Genomic DNA, 16,033 nt, shown 5'->3' with positions numbered 1-16,033 from the left:
AGGTCTTGGTACCGACACTGCGGTCAGGCGACATCGTCGTGATGGATAACCTTCCGGCTCACAAGCCCGCCGCAGTCCGCGACGCGATTGAGCGGGCCGGCGCCGAGCTCCGCTTCCTGCCGCCCTACAGCCCAGACTTCAACCCGATCGAATTGGCCTTCTCCAAGATCAAGGCGCTACTCAAAAAGGCCGCCGCCCGAACCCTACAAGACCTCTGGGACGCAATCGCTCAGGCCATCGATGCCGTCACGCCGGAAGAGGCCAGAAACTACTTCACCGCTACAGGGTACGATCATGAGTGATCCGAAAACGCTCTAGTACGCCATCGCTCATAATAGCGCCAATACCCCTGGGTGATTCTGTGGCAGCCACACACAGCCCTGATGCATCGGCAGCATGGTCTTCTCCTAACCAATGCTATATGGCCGCTCCTGGGGCCCTGGAGAAGCATACAGGCGGCTCAGAATTAGATATCAGCCCTCTGGCCAAACGGACGCCGCCTCAACTCCGCCGGCGGGGGCCGCCCCGTTCAAGTTGGCCTGCCCATCAACACCTGGTTACCGCTTCGAACTAGACCTCACGGTCCTTAATCGTTTTCAGACGATCAGATAGGGCAGCAGCCATATCCTTTAGCCCTTCCTCGTTCTTCAGGTATTCGATGTATCGGATATGCCGTAGGTCGAAGGGAATGTCCTCCGACCGCTGGGTCAGCAGAACCACTGGCCGGCCAAGGGTGTGGGCGATGCCAGCCTCATAGAACACATTGGCATTCCGACCGGTGCAGTCGCAAATAACCACCCGCGACCGGTCGATCAAAGACACCACATCGTCGATGATGGCGTCGGCCTCCCAGAGGTCGTCTACGCGAAGACAGCGCAGGTCGGCTTCATCGACTGCATCTCTGATCGCCTTGAACACGGGCGTGAACCCCGCGTCGAATGGCATCATGACCGACACGAGATCATCTTCGATGAGCGGATGATCCCTGATCGTGAAGACCTTAGGCAGTTGCCGGCGCGGCGGGGCAAACCGGAAGAGCTCCCGAAAAAGGTCGACGTCCTTGACAGCCCAATGGTTCCGGTTGAACTCGAACTCATTCGCCATATCAAAGGCGACTCGATGTTCGAAGATCGTTCGGTTAAGCAAGGGTGGAACCCCGGGGTCGAAGTGCACGTCGAACACAATCTCCCGCCCAGACACCCTTGGACGCGTAATCGAACCGACCCTTGCGATCTGGTCTTTGCGCCCCTCAGCCATGAATAGGCAGGGCAGACGCTGCAGGGCTTCCAAATCAGGTTGCCCTTCTCCAGACCGGAACTGCCGTCGCAACCCGTCGTCCGTATGTTCAAAGAGCCTGTCTAAGGATATTGAACTCCTACTTGGCTCCCATCCATGACCGTTCATCAGCAAATTGAACATCGGACTTCCTTGATTGGAGGTTGACCCGACGACGACTAGCATTCAGCCGGAACGCATTAAAAGGTGGAATTTCCACTGCCGGCCCACGACCTGACACAGGTTCATACTTTAGAGATTTTGGAAGTTTGCATAGGAAACAACGGACCGAAAAACGGACCAGAGACGGACCAGAGAGCGGGCCGCACATAAAAAAATTGCCGGGAAACTGGGTTTCCCGGCAAGTTGAACAGGGAGGCTTCACGTCTGGGAGACGTGGGATCCCGAAGGACCCCGCTCCGAGCGGGGGGCTCGGAGGCGATGCTGCAACGCAACATCGCGATGACCATGAAATAGGCATTCGCCGCCTCGGCGACCACATCAAAATGGTCACTTCCGCTATGCGGTTTTTGCATAGCTTGGTTTGCGAATTTTTCAGAATTGCGACTTGGCAACTTCCTGGATGAGGAAATCTCGCAGCACCATGATGCGCTTGGAGTGCCTCAGTTCCTCGGGATAGACGAAGTAAGTCGGCACCTGCGGTCCCTCAAGATCGGGGATGACGCGGATCAGCCCCACATCTTCGCGGGCCATGTAATCGGGCAATGCTGCAATGCCGAGACCGGTTTGCACTGCACGGTACATTGCAAAATAATTGTTCAGCCGGACCACATTCACATGCCGGCCGCGATGCCCGACGGCGGTGTCCAGCAGCCAGTTGACGTTCGGAAACGGCGGATGGGCGGTCTCGCCGTAGATCACCAGCCGGTGGGCGGCCAGATCGGCCGGCGTCTTCGGCAGGCCGTGCTTGGTGAGATACTCCGGCGAAGCGTAGAGATGGAACTTGATGGTCTTCAGATGGCGCTGGATCAGATCGGGCTGGCGCGGCGGGGTCAGACGGATCGCCACGTCGGCCTGGCGCATCGACAGGTCGAGCTCGCTGTCGTTCAGGATCACGGTCAGGCCGATCTCCGGATACAGCTCCAGGAACCCGGCCAGACGCGGCGCCAGCCAGTTGGAGCCGAGCGCCACCGTCGTGGTCAGCCGCAGCGGCCCCTTGGGGCTGTCCTTGCCTTCGGACAGCAGGGCCTCGGTGGTGGCCAGCTTGGCGAAGACGTCGCGGGCGGTCTGGTACAACACCTCGCCCTGCTCAGTCAGGATCAGGCCGCGGGCGTGGCGGTGGAACAGCGGCAGCTTGAGGCTTTCCTCCAGCGCGCTGATCTGGCGGCTGACCGCCGACTGGCTGAGATTCAGGGTCTCGCCCGCATGCGTGAAGCTGCCCGCTTCGGCGACGGCATGAAATACCCTGAGCTTGTCCCAGTCCATCGCCCGACCACGCTTCGACCTGATTCCCGTTCCTGTCTACACGATCCGGCGCGAAGAAGGAACGCGAAGGGGCCTATTCGGCGGCGGCCGCATGGGCCGCATCTTCAAGCGCGGCCACATATTTCTCCGATTCCAGCGCCGCCATGCAGCCCATGCCGGCCGCGGTGACCGCCTGGCGGTAGACCTTGTCGACGCAGTCGCCGGCGGCGAACACGCCGGGAATCGACGTCCGGGTCGAACCGGCTTCGGTGATCAGGTAGCCCTCCTCGTCCAGCGGCAGCGCGCCCTGGAAGGGTTTGGTCGCCGGATCGTGGCCGATGGCGACGAACAGGCCGTGCGCGGCGATGTCGGTGGTCTCGGCGGTCTTCACGTTCTTGATCCGCACCGCCTCGACGCCGTCCATCGGGCCGGCGCCGCCGAGCACCTCGTCGACCACGCTGTCCCAGACCATCGTGACCTTCGGGTGGCGGAACAGGCGGTCCTGCATGATCTTCTCCGCACGCAGGCTGTCGCGGCGGTGCACCAGGGTCACCGTCCGGCAGATATTGGCGAGGTACAGCGCCTCCTCCACGGCGGTATTGCCGCCGCCGACCACGACCACGTCCTTATCGCGGTAGAAGAAGCCGTCGCAGGTGGCACAGGCCGACACGCCGCGGCCGTTGAAATGCTGCTCGCTCGGCAGGCCGAGCCAGCGCGCCTGGGCGCCGGTGGCGATGATGACGCTGTCGGCCAGATAGGTGTCGCCCTGGTCGGTCATGCAGCGCAGCGGGCGGGTGGAGAAATCGACCGAGGTGACGATGTCATAGGCGATCTTGGTGCCGACATGCTCGGCCTGCTTCTGCATCTGCTCCATCAGCCAGGGACCCTGGATGACGTCGGCGAAGCCCGGATAGTTCTCCACTTCGGAGGTGATGGTCATCTGGCCGCCCGGCTGCAACCCGGCGAGCAGCATCGGCGACAGGTTCGCGCGCGCGGTATAGATGCCTGCGGTCAGTCCCGCGGCACCCGCGCCAACGATCAGAACCTTCACCCGATGCTCGGCCATGCCATCCTCCTTGTCTCGATGCAGGCAAGATAGGCGGGCGGGGCCTCGGTCTCAACCGGCGCGGCGGTCAATTCGCCGGGACCGGCCGTTCCAGCCAGCGCGGCACGCCCCGGCGACCGCACCTCCGTCCGGTCCGGGCGCGCGACTCCGCGCCTCAGAAGCCGAACATGTGATCCAGCGAGAAGGACACCCCGTCGCGGATCAGCCCGTGATAGCCGAACAGCCGGCAGGTCGTGTCGCGGATCAGCACGTAGCCGCCGTCGCCCGCCGCCTGCAGATCCTTGGCGGAGAACATCTCGCTCGCCCGCCACAGCCGCGAGCCGCCGCAGGGAATCGCCATGGAGGCGCGGGCGATCTCCGCCCCGTCGGCGCCGGTCAGGACCAGCACGGTCTCCGACGTCGGGTGCCAGGGGTTGGAGGCGGCGTAGATCAGGTGGCACATCGAGTCCACGCCACCGCCCGCCATGCCGTTGCCCAGGCGCAGGAACAGCCGCGTCGACAGGCCGGGCGGCGGGCCGCCATAGCTCTGCGGCTCGTTCTTGTAGGTCATGACCGTGTTGAAGACATGGGCGCCGAAGCTGGTGTCGGCGGCGTGACCGCTCTCGGTATCCTCGTAGCGGAACAGCCCGTGCAGCCAGCCGTCGGCCGCGTCCTCTCCGCCCTGGGAGAAGTCGTAGATGAATTCCAGGTGGCCGTAGCCGGACGGCAGGGCGGCGCCGCCCATCAGCTCGACCGCCTCCAGCGCCACGCTGTCGGACCGGTCGAGCACGCCGAGGGACCGCCGGGCAACCTCGGTGCCGTCGGCATCGATCAGCAGGGCGGCGATCGGCTGCTTCTGCTGTCCCCGGGTCATCGGGGTCGGCAGGGCGAAGGTGCGGTAGCGGTCCACCGGCAGGACCGGGGCCGGAAGGATATAGGCCTTGCCCAGATGCTTCATGGCGCCGGGGATCGACGGGTCGCCCGTCAGGTCGGTGCGCTCCACGTTCACATGGGCGATCCGGTTGCGGCGGTTGCCGGCGACGATCTCGTAGCGCGGCCGCACCACGTGCTTGCCGGCGCGCAGCTCGAACTGGGCCGGCCAGACCGCGTCCGGGAACAGCGCGGCCGGATCGACGGAGATGGTGCCGAAGCCGGGGACCGGCCGGTCGATGGCGCGGCTGTCGTCGTTGCCCATCAGGTTCAGCGCCATGGATCCGGCGGGTGCGGCGTTCGGATGGGCGTTCTGCAGCCACAACACGATCCGCTCGCCCGGATTGGCCGCCGGCAGACCGGCGTAGTAGTCGGCCGGCCAGGCGTTGGCGTCATGGGTGCAGGACAGCTCTTCCGGCGCGTCGCCATAGGTGTCGACGGCGTATTTCACCACGTCGTGGCCGCGCGCGCCGAGCGCATGGATGAACAGGGTGCCGGCGAACTCGCCCAGGCCGAAGCGGGCGCGGATCTCCGCACTGTCGAGAATGATCCCGGCCGGCCCGTCGGGCAGGTCCTGCTCCCAGGTGGCGAGCACCTTGCCGTCGGCGTCGAACAGGCGCAGCCACAGCCGCATGCCCTTGGCGCCGTAGCCGCTCCAGTAGTTCGCCGTCACCAGACGCGTGTGCCGCCCGCCACCGTCGCGCAGGAAACCGTGGTTGATGGCGAAGTTCAGCGGGTCGAGATACTTGCGGGTATTCGACAGCATGGCGTCGGGCAGCCGCGCGTCGTCCAGGGTGACGACCCGCATGCCCGGCGGCAGCAGATGGCGGATATGGTCGACCAGCCGGGCGCTGTCGAAGGCCGGGATCAGCAGGGTCGGCGCGGTGCTGGCGCCGATCTCCGCCACAGGTTCGGGCGTGTAGCCCATCACCTTGGTGTCGAGCCGTTCGACCGCCTGCACATAGACCGTGTCGATCGTCAGCGCGCTGACGTCGTGCAGTTCGGCGAAGGTCTCGAGGTGGCCCAGGGGATCGTAGAGCGCGACCGGTCCCCTGCCCTTGATGTCCGCCAGCAGGGCCGCGATCTTCTCGGCGGTGAGCGGGTGGCCGACCGCCTTGAAGAAACTGAAGCCGCCGACCTGGTTGGAGAAGGTATCGATCTTGAGCGCCATGGCTCCACGCCGTCGCTGTTTGCAGGGTGCCCCCAATGCCTGACGACATAGCCGAACGGCCAGGGCGGAGCAATGCGCCGCACTCTATCGCAGCGATTGCTCCGGCCGATCGGCCATCCGCGCGGCCAGGCGCTCCGCCAGGATAGCACCGACCCGGGAGGTTTCGCGCAGGGGCTCGTAGGTCCAGCTCTCCAGATGGCCGGCGAAGGGCCGGGTATAGCCGTCGGCCCGCAGCCGCTCATGGAACGCCGCCAGGCGGCCGGTCTCGGGCTCTATGGTGGCCACATGCACCGGCTTGCCGGTGGCGCAGGCTTCCGACGCCATGTTGACCGAGTCGGAGGTCACCACCAGGGCATCGCACAGGTGCAGGAAAGCCAGATAGGGGTTCTCGCCCCGGCCGGTCCACACCACGCCGGGGAGGTCGGCCAGGCCCTGGGTCAGCGCCTTGCGGGTCGCCTCGTCGGTCCGCCGCGAACAGGCGACCAGCAGCGAGCCGCCGCTGCTCTGCGAGAGCCCGCGCAGCTCGGCGACGAACCGGGCCACCGCGTCGGCCGAGAACTCGTAGCGCTTGTTCGAGCCGCCGACATTCACCGCGATCAGCGGGCGCGGCAGGTCGGCCACCTCGGTCAGCCAGGGCTTGGCCGCCTCGGCCAGTTTCTCCGGCGCCTGCGGATTGAGCGCGCCCAGGGTGGTGACGACGTTATCGCCGCGCGCCGGGTCGTGCTCGGGCACGATCAGCATGTCGAAGTGCCGGGGATCGATCCGCGGATCCTGGATATGCGCCAGGAACGGCCGCCCGCCGGCCCGACGCCGAACCGCCAGGGCCGCCCCCGCCGTGCGCCGGCCGCAGGAGATCACCACGTCGGGCCACGGCTCGGCGATCGGGTCGCCGCCCGCCGTCGCCGCCACCCCCGGCAGCGTCCCGGCCACCGGCAGGGCGCGCAGCAGCCAGCTCGGATGGATCCGCTTGATCACCGGCGTCAGGCCGGCCGCGTCGGCGAGGCCGAGGCACTGGATGCGCATGCCGACCGTCCCGTCGGTCAGGATCCAGCACAACGTCTGCGTGTCGGCACCGACGCTCATGTCGCCAGATATCGAAAGAAAATGACAGATTTACGCAATGATCTTGCTTGCCCTATTCGAATCGGATATACGCACGCCATCGTTTCTACGCTGACTGTCAGACATTTCAATCGTTCCCCCGGAGCCCATATGCGACGTGTGAAACTTGATCGCATCGACCGCCGTATTCTGCGCGACCTTCAGGACAATGGCCGGATGACCAACGTCGAGCTGGCCAACCGCGCCGGCATCTCGGCGCCGCCCTGTCTGCGACGGGTGCGGGCGCTGGAGGAAGCGGGTTTCATCCGGGGATACCATGCCGAGGTGGCGCCTGAACACCTCGGTTTCACGGTCACGATCTACGCCCATGTGGGGCTGACCAGCCAGGCCGAGGCGGACCTTGCCCGCTTCGAGCAGATGGTCGGCCAGTGGCCGGAAGTGCGCGAGTGCCACATGCTGATGGGCGAGGCGGACTTCCTGCTGAAGATCGTCGCCAAGGACTGGGACGCCTTCCAGCGTTTCCTGACCTCCAAGCTGACCCCGGCGCCGCTGGTCTCCAACGTGAAGACCGCGCTGGTGATCCGCACCCGCAAGCGCCTCCCCGGCGTGCCGATCGACGAGGCGCCGGAGGACGACGACGAGGATGAGGTCGAGGAGGGGTAATCCGCTCCTCTCCACCTTCCCCTGCTGTCATCCCGAACTCGTTCCGGGACCTCGCCTGTTCCCAACGCCCACCGGTCCCGAAACGAGTTCGGGATGACGAGGGTGAGGTGATTGGGGGGAAGCGGCTAGGGGACGTGAAAACGCAAACAGCCGCAAAAACGCACAATGCCCCGGACCGAAACCCGGGGCATCGCGTTAGGCATATGCCCGACCGCTATTGAATCGCGATCGACAAAATCTCCAGGCTCTTCGAGCCCTTCGGGGTCGAGACCTCGACGGAATCGCCCACGCGCTTGCCGATCAGGGCCCGGGCGATCGGCGAGGAGGTCGAGATGAAGCCGCGCGCGATGTCCGCCTCGTAGGGCCCGACGATCGTGTAGGCGGTCTCCTCGTCCGTCTCCTCGTCCGCGACCTCGACGGTCACGCCGAAGGTCACGGTCTCGCCCTTCAGCTTCTTCGGGTCGATGACCTCGCAGCGGCTGATGACGTCCTCCAGCTCGGCGACCCGCCCCTCTATGAAGCTCTGGCGCTCGCGCGCGGCGTGGTACTCGGCGTTCTCGGAGAGATCGCCGTGTTCCCGCGCCTCGGCGATCGCCTTGATCACCGCCGGTCGCTCCACGGACTTCAAGTTCTTCAGTTCATCCGTCAGACGGGCATGCCCCTCTGCGGTCATCGGCACCTTTTCCATGGGCTCGTCGCCTGCTCAAACCTATCCTACCACCCGTTCCGGACGCCACGCGGGGCTCACTCTGGATCGGAAACCACGACCGGTTGCCAGACCCGCCCCCCGGGACAGTCAGAACGATCCGGTGAGGTAGGTCTGAAGCGGGGTCACTTCAAGGTGTCCGTCCCGCATTGCTGCGATGGCCCGGACAGCGGCACGCGCCCCCTCAACAGTCGTATAGTAGGGAATGTTGTGCGTTAGGGCGGTGTGACGCAAGCTGAAACTGTCCCGAATGGCCTGTGCACCCTCGGTGGTATTTATCACCAAGTCGACATGGCCCGAGAGCATGTTATCGACAATGTGCGGCCGTCCCTCGAGCACTTTCTTTACCCGGTGACTGTCGATGCCCGCGTCTTTCAGTACATCGGCGGTGCCCGTGGTGGCCATGATACTGAAGCCGAGGTCGTCGAGCGCCTTGGAGATCTGAACGATCGCCGCCTTGTCGGCATCCTTCACCGAAATGAAGACGACACCGCCGTCCGGCAGCACCGTGCCGGCGGCGAGCTGCGACTTGGCGAAGGCGCGCGCGAAGCTCTTGTCGATGCCCATGACCTCGCCGGTCGACTTCATCTCCGGGCCGAGGATGATGTCGGTACCGGGGAAGCGGGCGAAGGGGAACACCGCCTCCTTCACCGCCACATGCTCGGGATCCCTGGTCGGCAGGGTGAAGGCGCTCAGCTTCTCCCCCGCCATCACCCGGCTGGCGATCTTGGCGATCGGCACGCCGGTGGCCTTGGCGACGAAGGGCACCGTGCGCGAGGCGCGCGGGTTGACCTCCAGGATGAACACCTCGCCGTCGCGCACCGCGAACTGGATGTTCATCAGGCCGACCACGTTCAGGCCCTTGGCCAGCATCACCGCCTGGCGCTTGACCTCGTCGATCACCACCCGGTCCAGCGAGACCGGCGGCAGCGAGCAGGCGCTGTCGCCCGAATGGATGCCCGCCTCCTCGATATGCTCCATCACCCCGGCGATGAAGACGTCGGTGCCGTCGGCGACCGCATCCACGTCGATCTCGGTGGCGTTGCGCAGGAAGCTGTCGATCAGCACCGGGTTCTTGCCGGACACCACGACCGCATTGCGCATGTAGCGGCGCAGGCCCTCGGGCTCGTGCACGATCTCCATCGCCCGGCCACCCAGCACGTAGGACGGGCGGATGACCACCGGATAGCCGATCTGCTCGGCGATCTTCTCCGCCTGCTCGGTGGAGGTCGCGGTGCCGTTGGCCGGCTGCATCAGCTCCAGGCGCTGCAGCAGCTTCTGGAACCGGTCGCGGTCCTCGGCCAGATCGATCGCGTCCGGCGAGGTGCCGAGGATCGGGATCTGCGCCTTCTCCAGCGCCGCGGCCAGCTTCAGCGGGGTCTGGCCGCCGAACTGCACGATGCAGCCCATGACCTGGCCGTTGGCCTGCTCGCCGTTGACCAGCTCGATCACGTCCTCGGCGGTCAGCGGCTCGAAATACAGCCGGTCGGAGGTGTCGTAGTCGGTGGAGACGGTCTCCGGGTTGCAGTTGACCATGATGGTCTCGAACCCGGCATCCGACAGGGCATAGGCCGCGTGGACGCAGCAATAGTCGAACTCGATGCCCTGGCCGATCCGGTTCGGACCGCCGCCCAGGATGATGATCTTCTTCGCGTCGGTCGGCTCCGCCTCGTTCTCCGGGGCACCGCCGCCGATGCCGATCTCGTAGGTCGAGTACATGTAGGGCGTGGAGGACGGGATCTCGGCGGCGCAGGTGTCGATCCGCTTGAACACCGGGCGCACGCCGAGGCCGCGGCGCCGGGCGGAGACCACCTCCTCGTCATGGTCGGTGATCTGGCCGAGCCTCGCGTCGGAGAAGCCCATGGACTTGATCTTCTGCCAGCCGGCGACGTCCGAGGGCAGGCCGTCGGCTTCCAGCCGCTTCTCGGCGGCGATGATCTCGGCCATGCGCTCCAGGAACCACGGGTCTATGTGGCAGGCGCGGTGCACCTCCTCGACCGACAGGCCGACGCGCAGCGCCTGGGCCACCTTCAGCAGCCGGTCCGCCGTGGCTTCCGACAGTTCCGCGGTGATCGCCTGGCGGTCGACCTCGCCGTCCTCGGTACCCTTGAGCTCCACCGGGTCGAGCCCGACCAGGCCGGTCTCCAGCCCGCGCAGGGCCTTCTGCAGGCTCTCGTGGAAGGTCCGGCCGATGGCCATGACCTCGCCGACCGACTTCATCGAGGTGGTCAGCCGGGCATCGGCGCCGGGGAACTTCTCGAAGGTGAAGCGCGGGATCTTGGTGACCACGTAGTCGATGGTCGGCTCGAAGCTCGCCGGCGTGTTGCCGGTGATGTCGTTGTCCAGCTCGTCCAGGGTGTAGCCGACGGCCAGCTTGGCGGCGATCTTGGCGATCGGGAAGCCGGTGGCCTTCGAGGCCAGCGCCGAGGAGCGCGACACCCGCGGGTTCATCTCGATGACGATCTGCCGGCCGGTCGCCGGGTCGATGGCGAACTGCACGTTGGAGCCGCCGGTCTCCACCCCGATCTCGCGCAGCACCGCGATGGAGGCGTTGCGCATGCGCTGATATTCCTTGTCGGTCAGCGTCAGCGCCGGGGCGACGGTGATGCTGTCGCCGGTATGGACGCCCATCGGGTCGACGTTCTCGATGGAGCAGATGATGATGCAGTTGTCCGCCTTGTCGCGGACCACCTCCATCTCGAACTCCTTCCAGCCCAGCACGCTCTCCTCGATCAGCACCTCGTTGGAGGGCGAGAGGCGGATGCCGTTGCGGACGATCTGCTCGAATTCCTCGCGGTTATAGGCGATGCCGCCGCCCTGGCCGCCGAGCGTGTAGGACGGGCGGATGATCGCCGGCAGTCCGACATGCTCCAGCGCCTCGTCGGCGTCGTCGAAGTTGTTGATCAGCCGCGAGCGCGGGGTGTCGAGACCGATCGCGGTCATCGCCTCGCGGAACTGCTGGCGGTCTTCCGCCTTCTCGATGGCCTTCAGGTCGGCGCCGATCAGCTCGACCCCGAACTTCTCCAGCGTGCCGTCATGGGACAGCGCGCGGGCGGTGTTCAGCGCGGTCTGGCCGCCCATGGTCGGCAGCAGGGCGTCGGGACGCTCGCGCTCGATGACCTTGGCGACCATCTCCGGGGTGATCGGCTCGATATAGGTGGCATCGGCCGTGCCCGGATCGGTCATGATCGTCGCCGGGTTCGAGTTCACCAGAATGACCCGGTAGCCCTCGTCCTTCAGGGCCTTGCACGCCTGGGTCCCGGAGTAATCGAACTCGCAGGCCTGACCGATGACGATCGGCCCGGCGCCGATGATGAGGATGGAGGAGATGTCTGTACGTTTGGGCATTAGCCGAGGAGCTCCCGGAACCGGGCGAAGAGGTAATGGCTGTCCATCGGGCCCGGCGAGGCTTCCGGATGGTACTGCACGCTGAAGATCGGCTTGCCGTCGACCTTGATGCCTTCCACCGAGCCGTCGAACAGCGAGCGGTGGGTGACGGTCACGCCGTCGGGCAGGCTGGCCTCCATGACGACGAAGCCGTGGTTCTGGCTGGTGATCTCCACCTTCCCGGTCTCCAGATCCTTGACCGGATGGTTGGCGCCGCGGTGGCCCATATGCATCTTCTCGGTCTTGGCCCCCAGCGCCAGGGCCAGCATCTGGTGGCCGAGGCAGATGCCGAAGATCGGCTTGCCGCTGTCGATCAGCTTGCGCAGCTCCGGCACCGCGTAGATGCCGGTCGCCGCCGGGTCGCCCGGGCCGTTGGCGAGGAAGATGCCGTCCGGGCCGTGGCCCAGGATCTCGTCCGCGGTGGTGCTGGCCGGCACCACCGTCACCCGGCAGCCCTGGGCCGCCAGGTTGCGCAGGATGTTGCGCTTGGCGCCGTAATCGACGGCGACCACGTGCTTCTTAGGCTCGGTCATGGTGCCGTAGCCGTCGCTGCGGCCGTCATCGGCAAACCCCCACAGGGTGGTGTCCCAGGTGTAGGTCTGGGTGCAGGACACCTGCTTGGCGAGGTCCATACCCTCCAGCCCCGGCCAGTCGGCGGCCAGCTTCTTCAGCGCCTCGATGTCGAATTTGCCGTCCGGCGAGACGCAGAGCGCGCCGTGCGGGGCGCCGATGTCGCGGATCCGCCGGGTCAGCCGCCGCGTGTCGACGCCGGCGATGCCGGGCAGGTCGTGCGACTTCAGCCAGTCGTCGAGGCCGCGCTCGGCGCGGTAGTTCGACGGGTCCGTGATATCGGCGCGCAGCACGCATCCCAGGGCTGCGGGCGACACGGTCTCGTGGTCATTGACGTTGGCGCCGACGTTGCCCACATGGGGAAACGTGAAAGTGATGATCTGGCCGGCATAAGACGGGTCGGTCAGGATCTCCTGGTAACCGGTCATCGAGGTGTTGAAGACCACCTCGCCGACCTTGGTGACAGCGGCGCCGAAGCCGCGACCGAAGATCGCCGTCCCGTCCGCCAGAACCAGAACCGCCGTTGCGTCGTGAGGGATGGCGGCAGGATCGGTCATGCGGTGTCTCCGGGTCAGGCGGTTACCGAGAGGGCGGTCGTCACCCGTCGCGCCGCGGGAGTATATCCCCAAGCTTTGGGGAGCCCAAACGGCGGTCGGACGGAGGCGGCCAGTCGGTAAATTGGCCGGGTGATACGCGAGGAACGACGGTACGTCAAGCCGTAACATACGGAAAAGTCCGTTGTTTTTCAAATGGTTAGAAAATCATCTCGGCATTGCAACATGAAACCGGATCGTATATTGTCGCCGCTTCCGTACAGATCAGCCGGCGGGACCCGGCCTCCGATCTTACGGCGAACGGGCGACGACGGCCGGCACGGCCCCCGCCAGATTCTGGGCCAAAGTGCCGGACTCACTCGGTTTCTGGGGAGAAACTGAATGTTGCGCGAACAGCTTAAGAGTGCGTTGAAGGATGCCATGCTCGCGAAGGATCAGCGGGCTGTCTCTACCGTGCGTCTGATCCTCGCGGCCCTGAAGGACCGCGACATCGCCGCGCGCGAGAAGGGCAATCTCGACGGAATCGACGACGCGGAAACCCTGGCCATGCTCAGCACGATGGTGAAGCAGCGTCAGGAATCGATCCGGCTCTACGAGGAAGGCGGGCGCTGCGAGCTCGCCACCCAGGAGCAGGAGGAAATCGACGTGATCCGCCGCTTCATGCCCACCCAGTTGGAGGGCAATGAGCTGGTCTCGACGATCGACAGCACCATAAAGGAAATCGGGGCGGCCGATCTGAAGGACATGGGCAAGATCATGTCCACGCTGAAGCAGCGCTATCCGGGCCGCATGGACTTCTCCAAGGCCTCCGGCATCGTGCGCCAGCAGCTGGTGTGAGCCGGACCCCGGTCTGACCGGCGGCGGGGCTCCCGCTCCGCCGCACGGAACGTCCGGATGGCGGGAGGCGCCGTGGTGCCTCCGCCTCCTCCCTCCTCCTCTCGTCATCCCGAAACAAGTTCGGGATGACGGGGGTGTGCGGTCAGGATTGCCCCAGGCTGAACCCGTAGGGCAGCAGCCGGTCGAGGTCGAACACGTCGCCCAGCGCGCCCGCGCCACCACCGTCGACCACCACCAGCGTCTCCGGATCGCGGTTCCCGAACTCGTGGATCACCTGGCGGCAGAGGCCGCAGGGCGAACGGTCGGCCACCGGCGCGTCCAGGGTCGCCACGCAGCTCACCACCAGCAGCTCCAGTTTGCGTAATCCCAGGGAGGCCGCCTGGGTCAGCGCCGTGCGTTCGGCGCAGATCGTGCCGCCGTAGCTGGCATTCTCCACATTGGCGCCGGTGATCGCCCGGCGCTGCGGATCGTCGGCCATGATCAGCGCCGCGCCGACCCGGAAGCGGGAATACGGCGCGTGGGCCCGCGTCGCCACGTCCCGGGCGGCATCGCGCAGCCGGGCGATCTCCGCCGGATCCACCCAGACCGTCTTTTCCGGGATCGCCCGGCCCGGCACGGTCAGCCGGCCGAGGGGGGTCGGCGTGGTCGCGTCGGGCCGGTCCACCGCCGGCAGCACCAGCGCGACGCGGCTCACGGTCAGGGCTCCCCGTAGACAGCGTGCGGGTCGTAGGCCTTGTCGCCGGTGACCTCCAGGGCCACCCCGTCGCCGGTCTTCACCACCCGGCGGTAGAAGCAGCTCTCGTAGCCCACATGGCAAGCGCCCGGTCCGACCTGCTCGACCAGCAGCAGCACCGTGTCCTGGTCGCAGTCGAGCCGGACCTCTCGCACCCGCTGCACATGGCCGCTGCTCTCGCCCTTGCGCCACATCTTCGCCCGCGAGCGCGAGTAGTAATGCGCCTCGCCGGTCTCGATGGTGGCGGACAGGGCCGTGGCGTCCATCCAGGCCATCATCAGCACCGAGCCGGTCGCCGCATCGGCGGCGACGGCCGGGATCAGCCCGTCCGCCCCGAATTTCGGGGCGAGCGCGCTGCCTTCCTCGATGGCTTTCGTGTCGCCGCGGTCGGCGAAAGTGACCGTCATGTCAGCCCTTCCAGCAGCCGGACCCACATCTTCGCCCGCGGCACGAGCGAGGAGATGTAGACCTGTTCGTTCAGAGTATGCGCCCCCTCCCCGTCGGCGCCCAGGCCGTCCAGGGTCGGCACGCCCAGGGCGGAGGTGAAGTTGCCGTCCGAACCGCCGCCGGTCAGCGCCGTGCTCTCCAGCACCAAGCCGCTCTCGGCGACGACTTCCCTGGCCAGCTCGAACAGGCTCCAGTTGGCGTCGTTCAGCTCGTAGGGCGGGCGGTTCATGCCGCCGGTGATCTCGATGGTGACGTCCGGGTCGCGCGGCTTGCGGTCGAGGATCTTGGCGGTGATCTCCTCGCCGTCGGCGGCATTGACCACCCGCAGGTCGATTTCGGCCGTGGCCACCCGCGGCACCACGTTCACGCCGGTGCCGGCGCTGACCAGGCCGACATTGGTGGTCACGCCGCGGTCGTAGTCGGTGAGGCCCTCGATCTCCAGGATGTGGTGGGCGAGTTCCTTGACCGCGCTGCGGCCGTCCTCGTGCTTGGCGCCGGAATGGGCCGGGCGGCCGGTGATGGTCATCTCGAAGCGGCCCACGCCCTTGCGGGCGGTGACCAGCTTGCCGCCGTCGCGGGCCGGTTCGGTGACCAGCACGTATTTCGCCTTCTTCGCCTCGGCCTCGATCACCGCGCGGCTGGTCGGGCTGCCGACCTCCTCCTCGGCGACGAACAGGAAGCTCACCGGCAGGGCGGTGCCGGCGCCCATGCGGCGCAGGTGGCGGTAGGCGTAGTACGGCAGAAAGGCGCCGGCCTTCATGTCGTAGATGCCGGGACCGTACAGGCTGTCGCCCTCGCGGCGGATCTTGTTGCTGTCGTCCTTGGTGCCGACCGGGTGGACGGTGTCCATGTGGCTGAGCACCAGGATGCTCGGCGCGTCCTCGGTCCAGTCCGGTGTGCGTACGATCAGGTGGTCGCCAAAGCCGTCCTTGCCCGGGACACGCTCGACCGAGCAGCCGGTGCCCTCCCACTGGGTCTGGATCTTGTCGGCCAGCTTGTTGACCCGCGCGGCGTCATAGGTCGGCGTCTCCATCTCCACCCAGTCGAGGATACCGTCGATGATCTCCTCCTGGTCGATGGCGGGCTCGTTATCGCGGGTGGCGGCGGTGCTCATGGGGGCTCCGGGTCGGGTGAAACGAAGCGACCACATCTGCCGGACCGGGGACGCAAAGGCAATGCGCAAACGGCCCACGACGTTCATTCCTTTGCCGTCCGGCGCGCGTGAGAC

General features: G+C 66.3%; 14 protein-coding genes. 3 read left to right on the top strand and 11 right to left on the bottom strand.

The annotated features are described in order from the left end of the window. On the top strand, positions 1-302 hold a 302-nt coding region (locus BLS34_RS14890), incomplete at its 5' end, for a transposase (RefSeq protein WP_139189106.1). 268 nt (positions 303-570) lie between these two features. On the opposite strand, the gene BLS34_RS14885 is transcribed toward BLS34_RS14890, so the two are convergent. From BLS34_RS14885 to BLS34_RS14865, 5 genes are all read right to left on the bottom strand, one after another. After that, entirely contained in the window at positions 571-1,419 is an 849-nt protein-coding gene (locus tag BLS34_RS14885; protein WP_093151421.1) for a hypothetical protein, read from the bottom strand. Between the two features lie 411 nt (positions 1,420-1,830). Then, positions 1,831-2,721: a LysR family transcriptional regulator gene (locus BLS34_RS14880; RefSeq protein WP_028793700.1), complete on the bottom strand. Its 891-nt coding sequence runs from the start codon at positions 2,719-2,721 to the stop codon at positions 1,831-1,833. Between the two features lie 73 nt (positions 2,722-2,794). After that, entirely contained in the window at positions 2,795-3,766 is a 972-nt protein-coding gene (gene trxB, locus BLS34_RS14875) for a thioredoxin-disulfide reductase (protein WP_093151418.1), read from the bottom strand. Positions 3,767-3,920: 154 nt separating this feature from the next. Further along, a complete protein-coding gene (locus BLS34_RS14870; protein WP_093151414.1) occupies positions 3,921-5,846 on the bottom strand; it encodes a hypothetical protein in 1,926 nt (641 codons plus the stop codon). Between the two features lie 84 nt (positions 5,847-5,930). Beyond that, positions 5,931-6,929, bottom strand: a complete 999-nt coding sequence (locus BLS34_RS14865) for a mitochondrial fission ELM1 family protein (RefSeq protein WP_038013832.1) — start codon at positions 6,927-6,929, stop codon at positions 5,931-5,933. 129 nt (positions 6,930-7,058) lie between these two features. Between BLS34_RS14865 and BLS34_RS14860 the strand changes: the two genes are divergently transcribed. Then, positions 7,059-7,571 (top strand): Lrp/AsnC family transcriptional regulator, encoded by a 513-nt coding sequence (locus BLS34_RS14860; protein WP_028793697.1) that lies wholly within the window; start codon positions 7,059-7,061, stop codon positions 7,569-7,571. Positions 7,572-7,785: 214 nt separating this feature from the next. On the opposite strand, the gene greA is transcribed toward BLS34_RS14860, so the two are convergent. From greA to carA, 3 genes are all read right to left on the bottom strand, one after another. Continuing rightward, a complete protein-coding gene (gene greA / locus BLS34_RS14855) occupies positions 7,786-8,259 on the bottom strand; it encodes a transcription elongation factor GreA (RefSeq protein ID WP_028793696.1) in 474 nt (157 codons plus the stop codon). A 108-nt stretch (positions 8,260-8,367) separates the two neighbouring features. Further along, a complete protein-coding gene (gene carB, locus BLS34_RS14850) occupies positions 8,368-11,625 on the bottom strand; it encodes a carbamoyl-phosphate synthase large subunit (RefSeq protein WP_028793695.1) in 3,258 nt (1,085 codons plus the stop codon). Continuing rightward, entirely contained in the window at positions 11,625-12,791 is a 1,167-nt protein-coding gene (carA, locus tag BLS34_RS14845; protein ID WP_028793694.1) for a glutamine-hydrolyzing carbamoyl-phosphate synthase small subunit, read from the bottom strand. The genes carB and carA overlap by 1 nt, the downstream gene beginning before the upstream one ends. A 378-nt stretch (positions 12,792-13,169) precedes the next feature. On the opposite strand from carA, the gene BLS34_RS14840 reads away from it, so the two are divergent. Beyond that, on the top strand, positions 13,170-13,625 hold the full coding sequence (locus BLS34_RS14840; RefSeq protein ID WP_028793693.1) for a GatB/YqeY domain-containing protein: 456 nt from the start codon (positions 13,170-13,172) through the stop codon (positions 13,623-13,625). 142 nt (positions 13,626-13,767) lie between these two features. Here the strand turns inward: BLS34_RS14840 and BLS34_RS14835 are convergent, their stop codons facing one another. The 3 genes from BLS34_RS14835 to BLS34_RS14825 are packed head-to-tail and all read right to left on the bottom strand — an operon-like array spanning position 13,768 to position 15,919. After that, positions 13,768-14,319: a cytidine deaminase gene (locus BLS34_RS14835; protein WP_215906120.1), complete on the bottom strand. Its 552-nt coding sequence runs from the start codon at positions 14,317-14,319 to the stop codon at positions 13,768-13,770. Positions 14,320-14,321: 2 nt separating this feature from the next. Continuing rightward, positions 14,322-14,765: a phosphoribosyl-AMP cyclohydrolase gene (hisI, locus tag BLS34_RS14830; RefSeq protein ID WP_093151411.1), complete on the bottom strand. Its 444-nt coding sequence runs from the start codon at positions 14,763-14,765 to the stop codon at positions 14,322-14,324. After that, positions 14,762-15,919: a M20 family metallopeptidase gene (locus BLS34_RS14825; protein WP_093151409.1), complete on the bottom strand. Its 1,158-nt coding sequence runs from the start codon at positions 15,917-15,919 to the stop codon at positions 14,762-14,764. Before BLS34_RS14825 ends, hisI begins: the two co-directional genes overlap by 4 nt. Positions 15,920-16,033: the final 114 nt, after the last annotated feature.

This window comes from Thalassobaculum litoreum DSM 18839 (assembly GCF_900102465.1).
Classification (GTDB): Bacteria; Pseudomonadota; Alphaproteobacteria; order Thalassobaculales; family Thalassobaculaceae; genus Thalassobaculum; species Thalassobaculum litoreum.
The sequence above is the reverse complement of the archived record's forward strand: the minus strand, read 5'-3'. Positions and strand labels throughout refer to the sequence as shown.

What these genes read in the sequence shown, in the direction of transcription:
- carB (WP_028793695.1), bottom strand. Translation starts at nt 11,625, where the DNA reads ATGCCCAAACGTACAGACATCTCCTCCATCCTCATCATCGGCGCCGGG.
- BLS34_RS14880 (WP_028793700.1), bottom strand. Translation starts at nt 2,721, where the DNA reads ATGGACTGGGACAAGCTCAGGGTATTTCATGCCGTCGCCGAAGCGGGC.
- hisI (WP_093151411.1), bottom strand. Translation starts at nt 14,765, where the DNA reads ATGACGGTCACTTTCGCCGACCGCGGCGACACGAAAGCCATCGAGGAA.
- trxB (WP_093151418.1), bottom strand. Translation starts at nt 3,766, where the DNA reads ATGGCCGAGCATCGGGTGAAGGTTCTGATCGTTGGCGCGGGTGCCGCG.
- greA (WP_028793696.1), bottom strand. Translation starts at nt 8,259, where the DNA reads ATGGAAAAGGTGCCGATGACCGCAGAGGGGCATGCCCGTCTGACGGAT.
- BLS34_RS14885 (WP_093151421.1), bottom strand. Translation starts at nt 1,419, where the DNA reads ATGTTCAATTTGCTGATGAACGGTCATGGATGGGAGCCAAGTAGGAGT.
- BLS34_RS14865 (WP_038013832.1), bottom strand. Translation starts at nt 6,929, where the DNA reads ATGAGCGTCGGTGCCGACACGCAGACGTTGTGCTGGATCCTGACCGAC.
- BLS34_RS14870 (WP_093151414.1), bottom strand. Translation starts at nt 5,846, where the DNA reads ATGGCGCTCAAGATCGATACCTTCTCCAACCAGGTCGGCGGCTTCAGT.
- carA (WP_028793694.1), bottom strand. Translation starts at nt 12,791, where the DNA reads ATGACCGATCCTGCCGCCATCCCTCACGACGCAACGGCGGTTCTGGTT.
- BLS34_RS14840 (WP_028793693.1), top strand. Translation starts at nt 13,170, where the DNA reads ATGTTGCGCGAACAGCTTAAGAGTGCGTTGAAGGATGCCATGCTCGCG.
- BLS34_RS14860 (WP_028793697.1), top strand. Translation starts at nt 7,059, where the DNA reads ATGCGACGTGTGAAACTTGATCGCATCGACCGCCGTATTCTGCGCGAC.
- BLS34_RS14825 (WP_093151409.1), bottom strand. Translation starts at nt 15,919, where the DNA reads ATGAGCACCGCCGCCACCCGCGATAACGAGCCCGCCATCGACCAGGAG.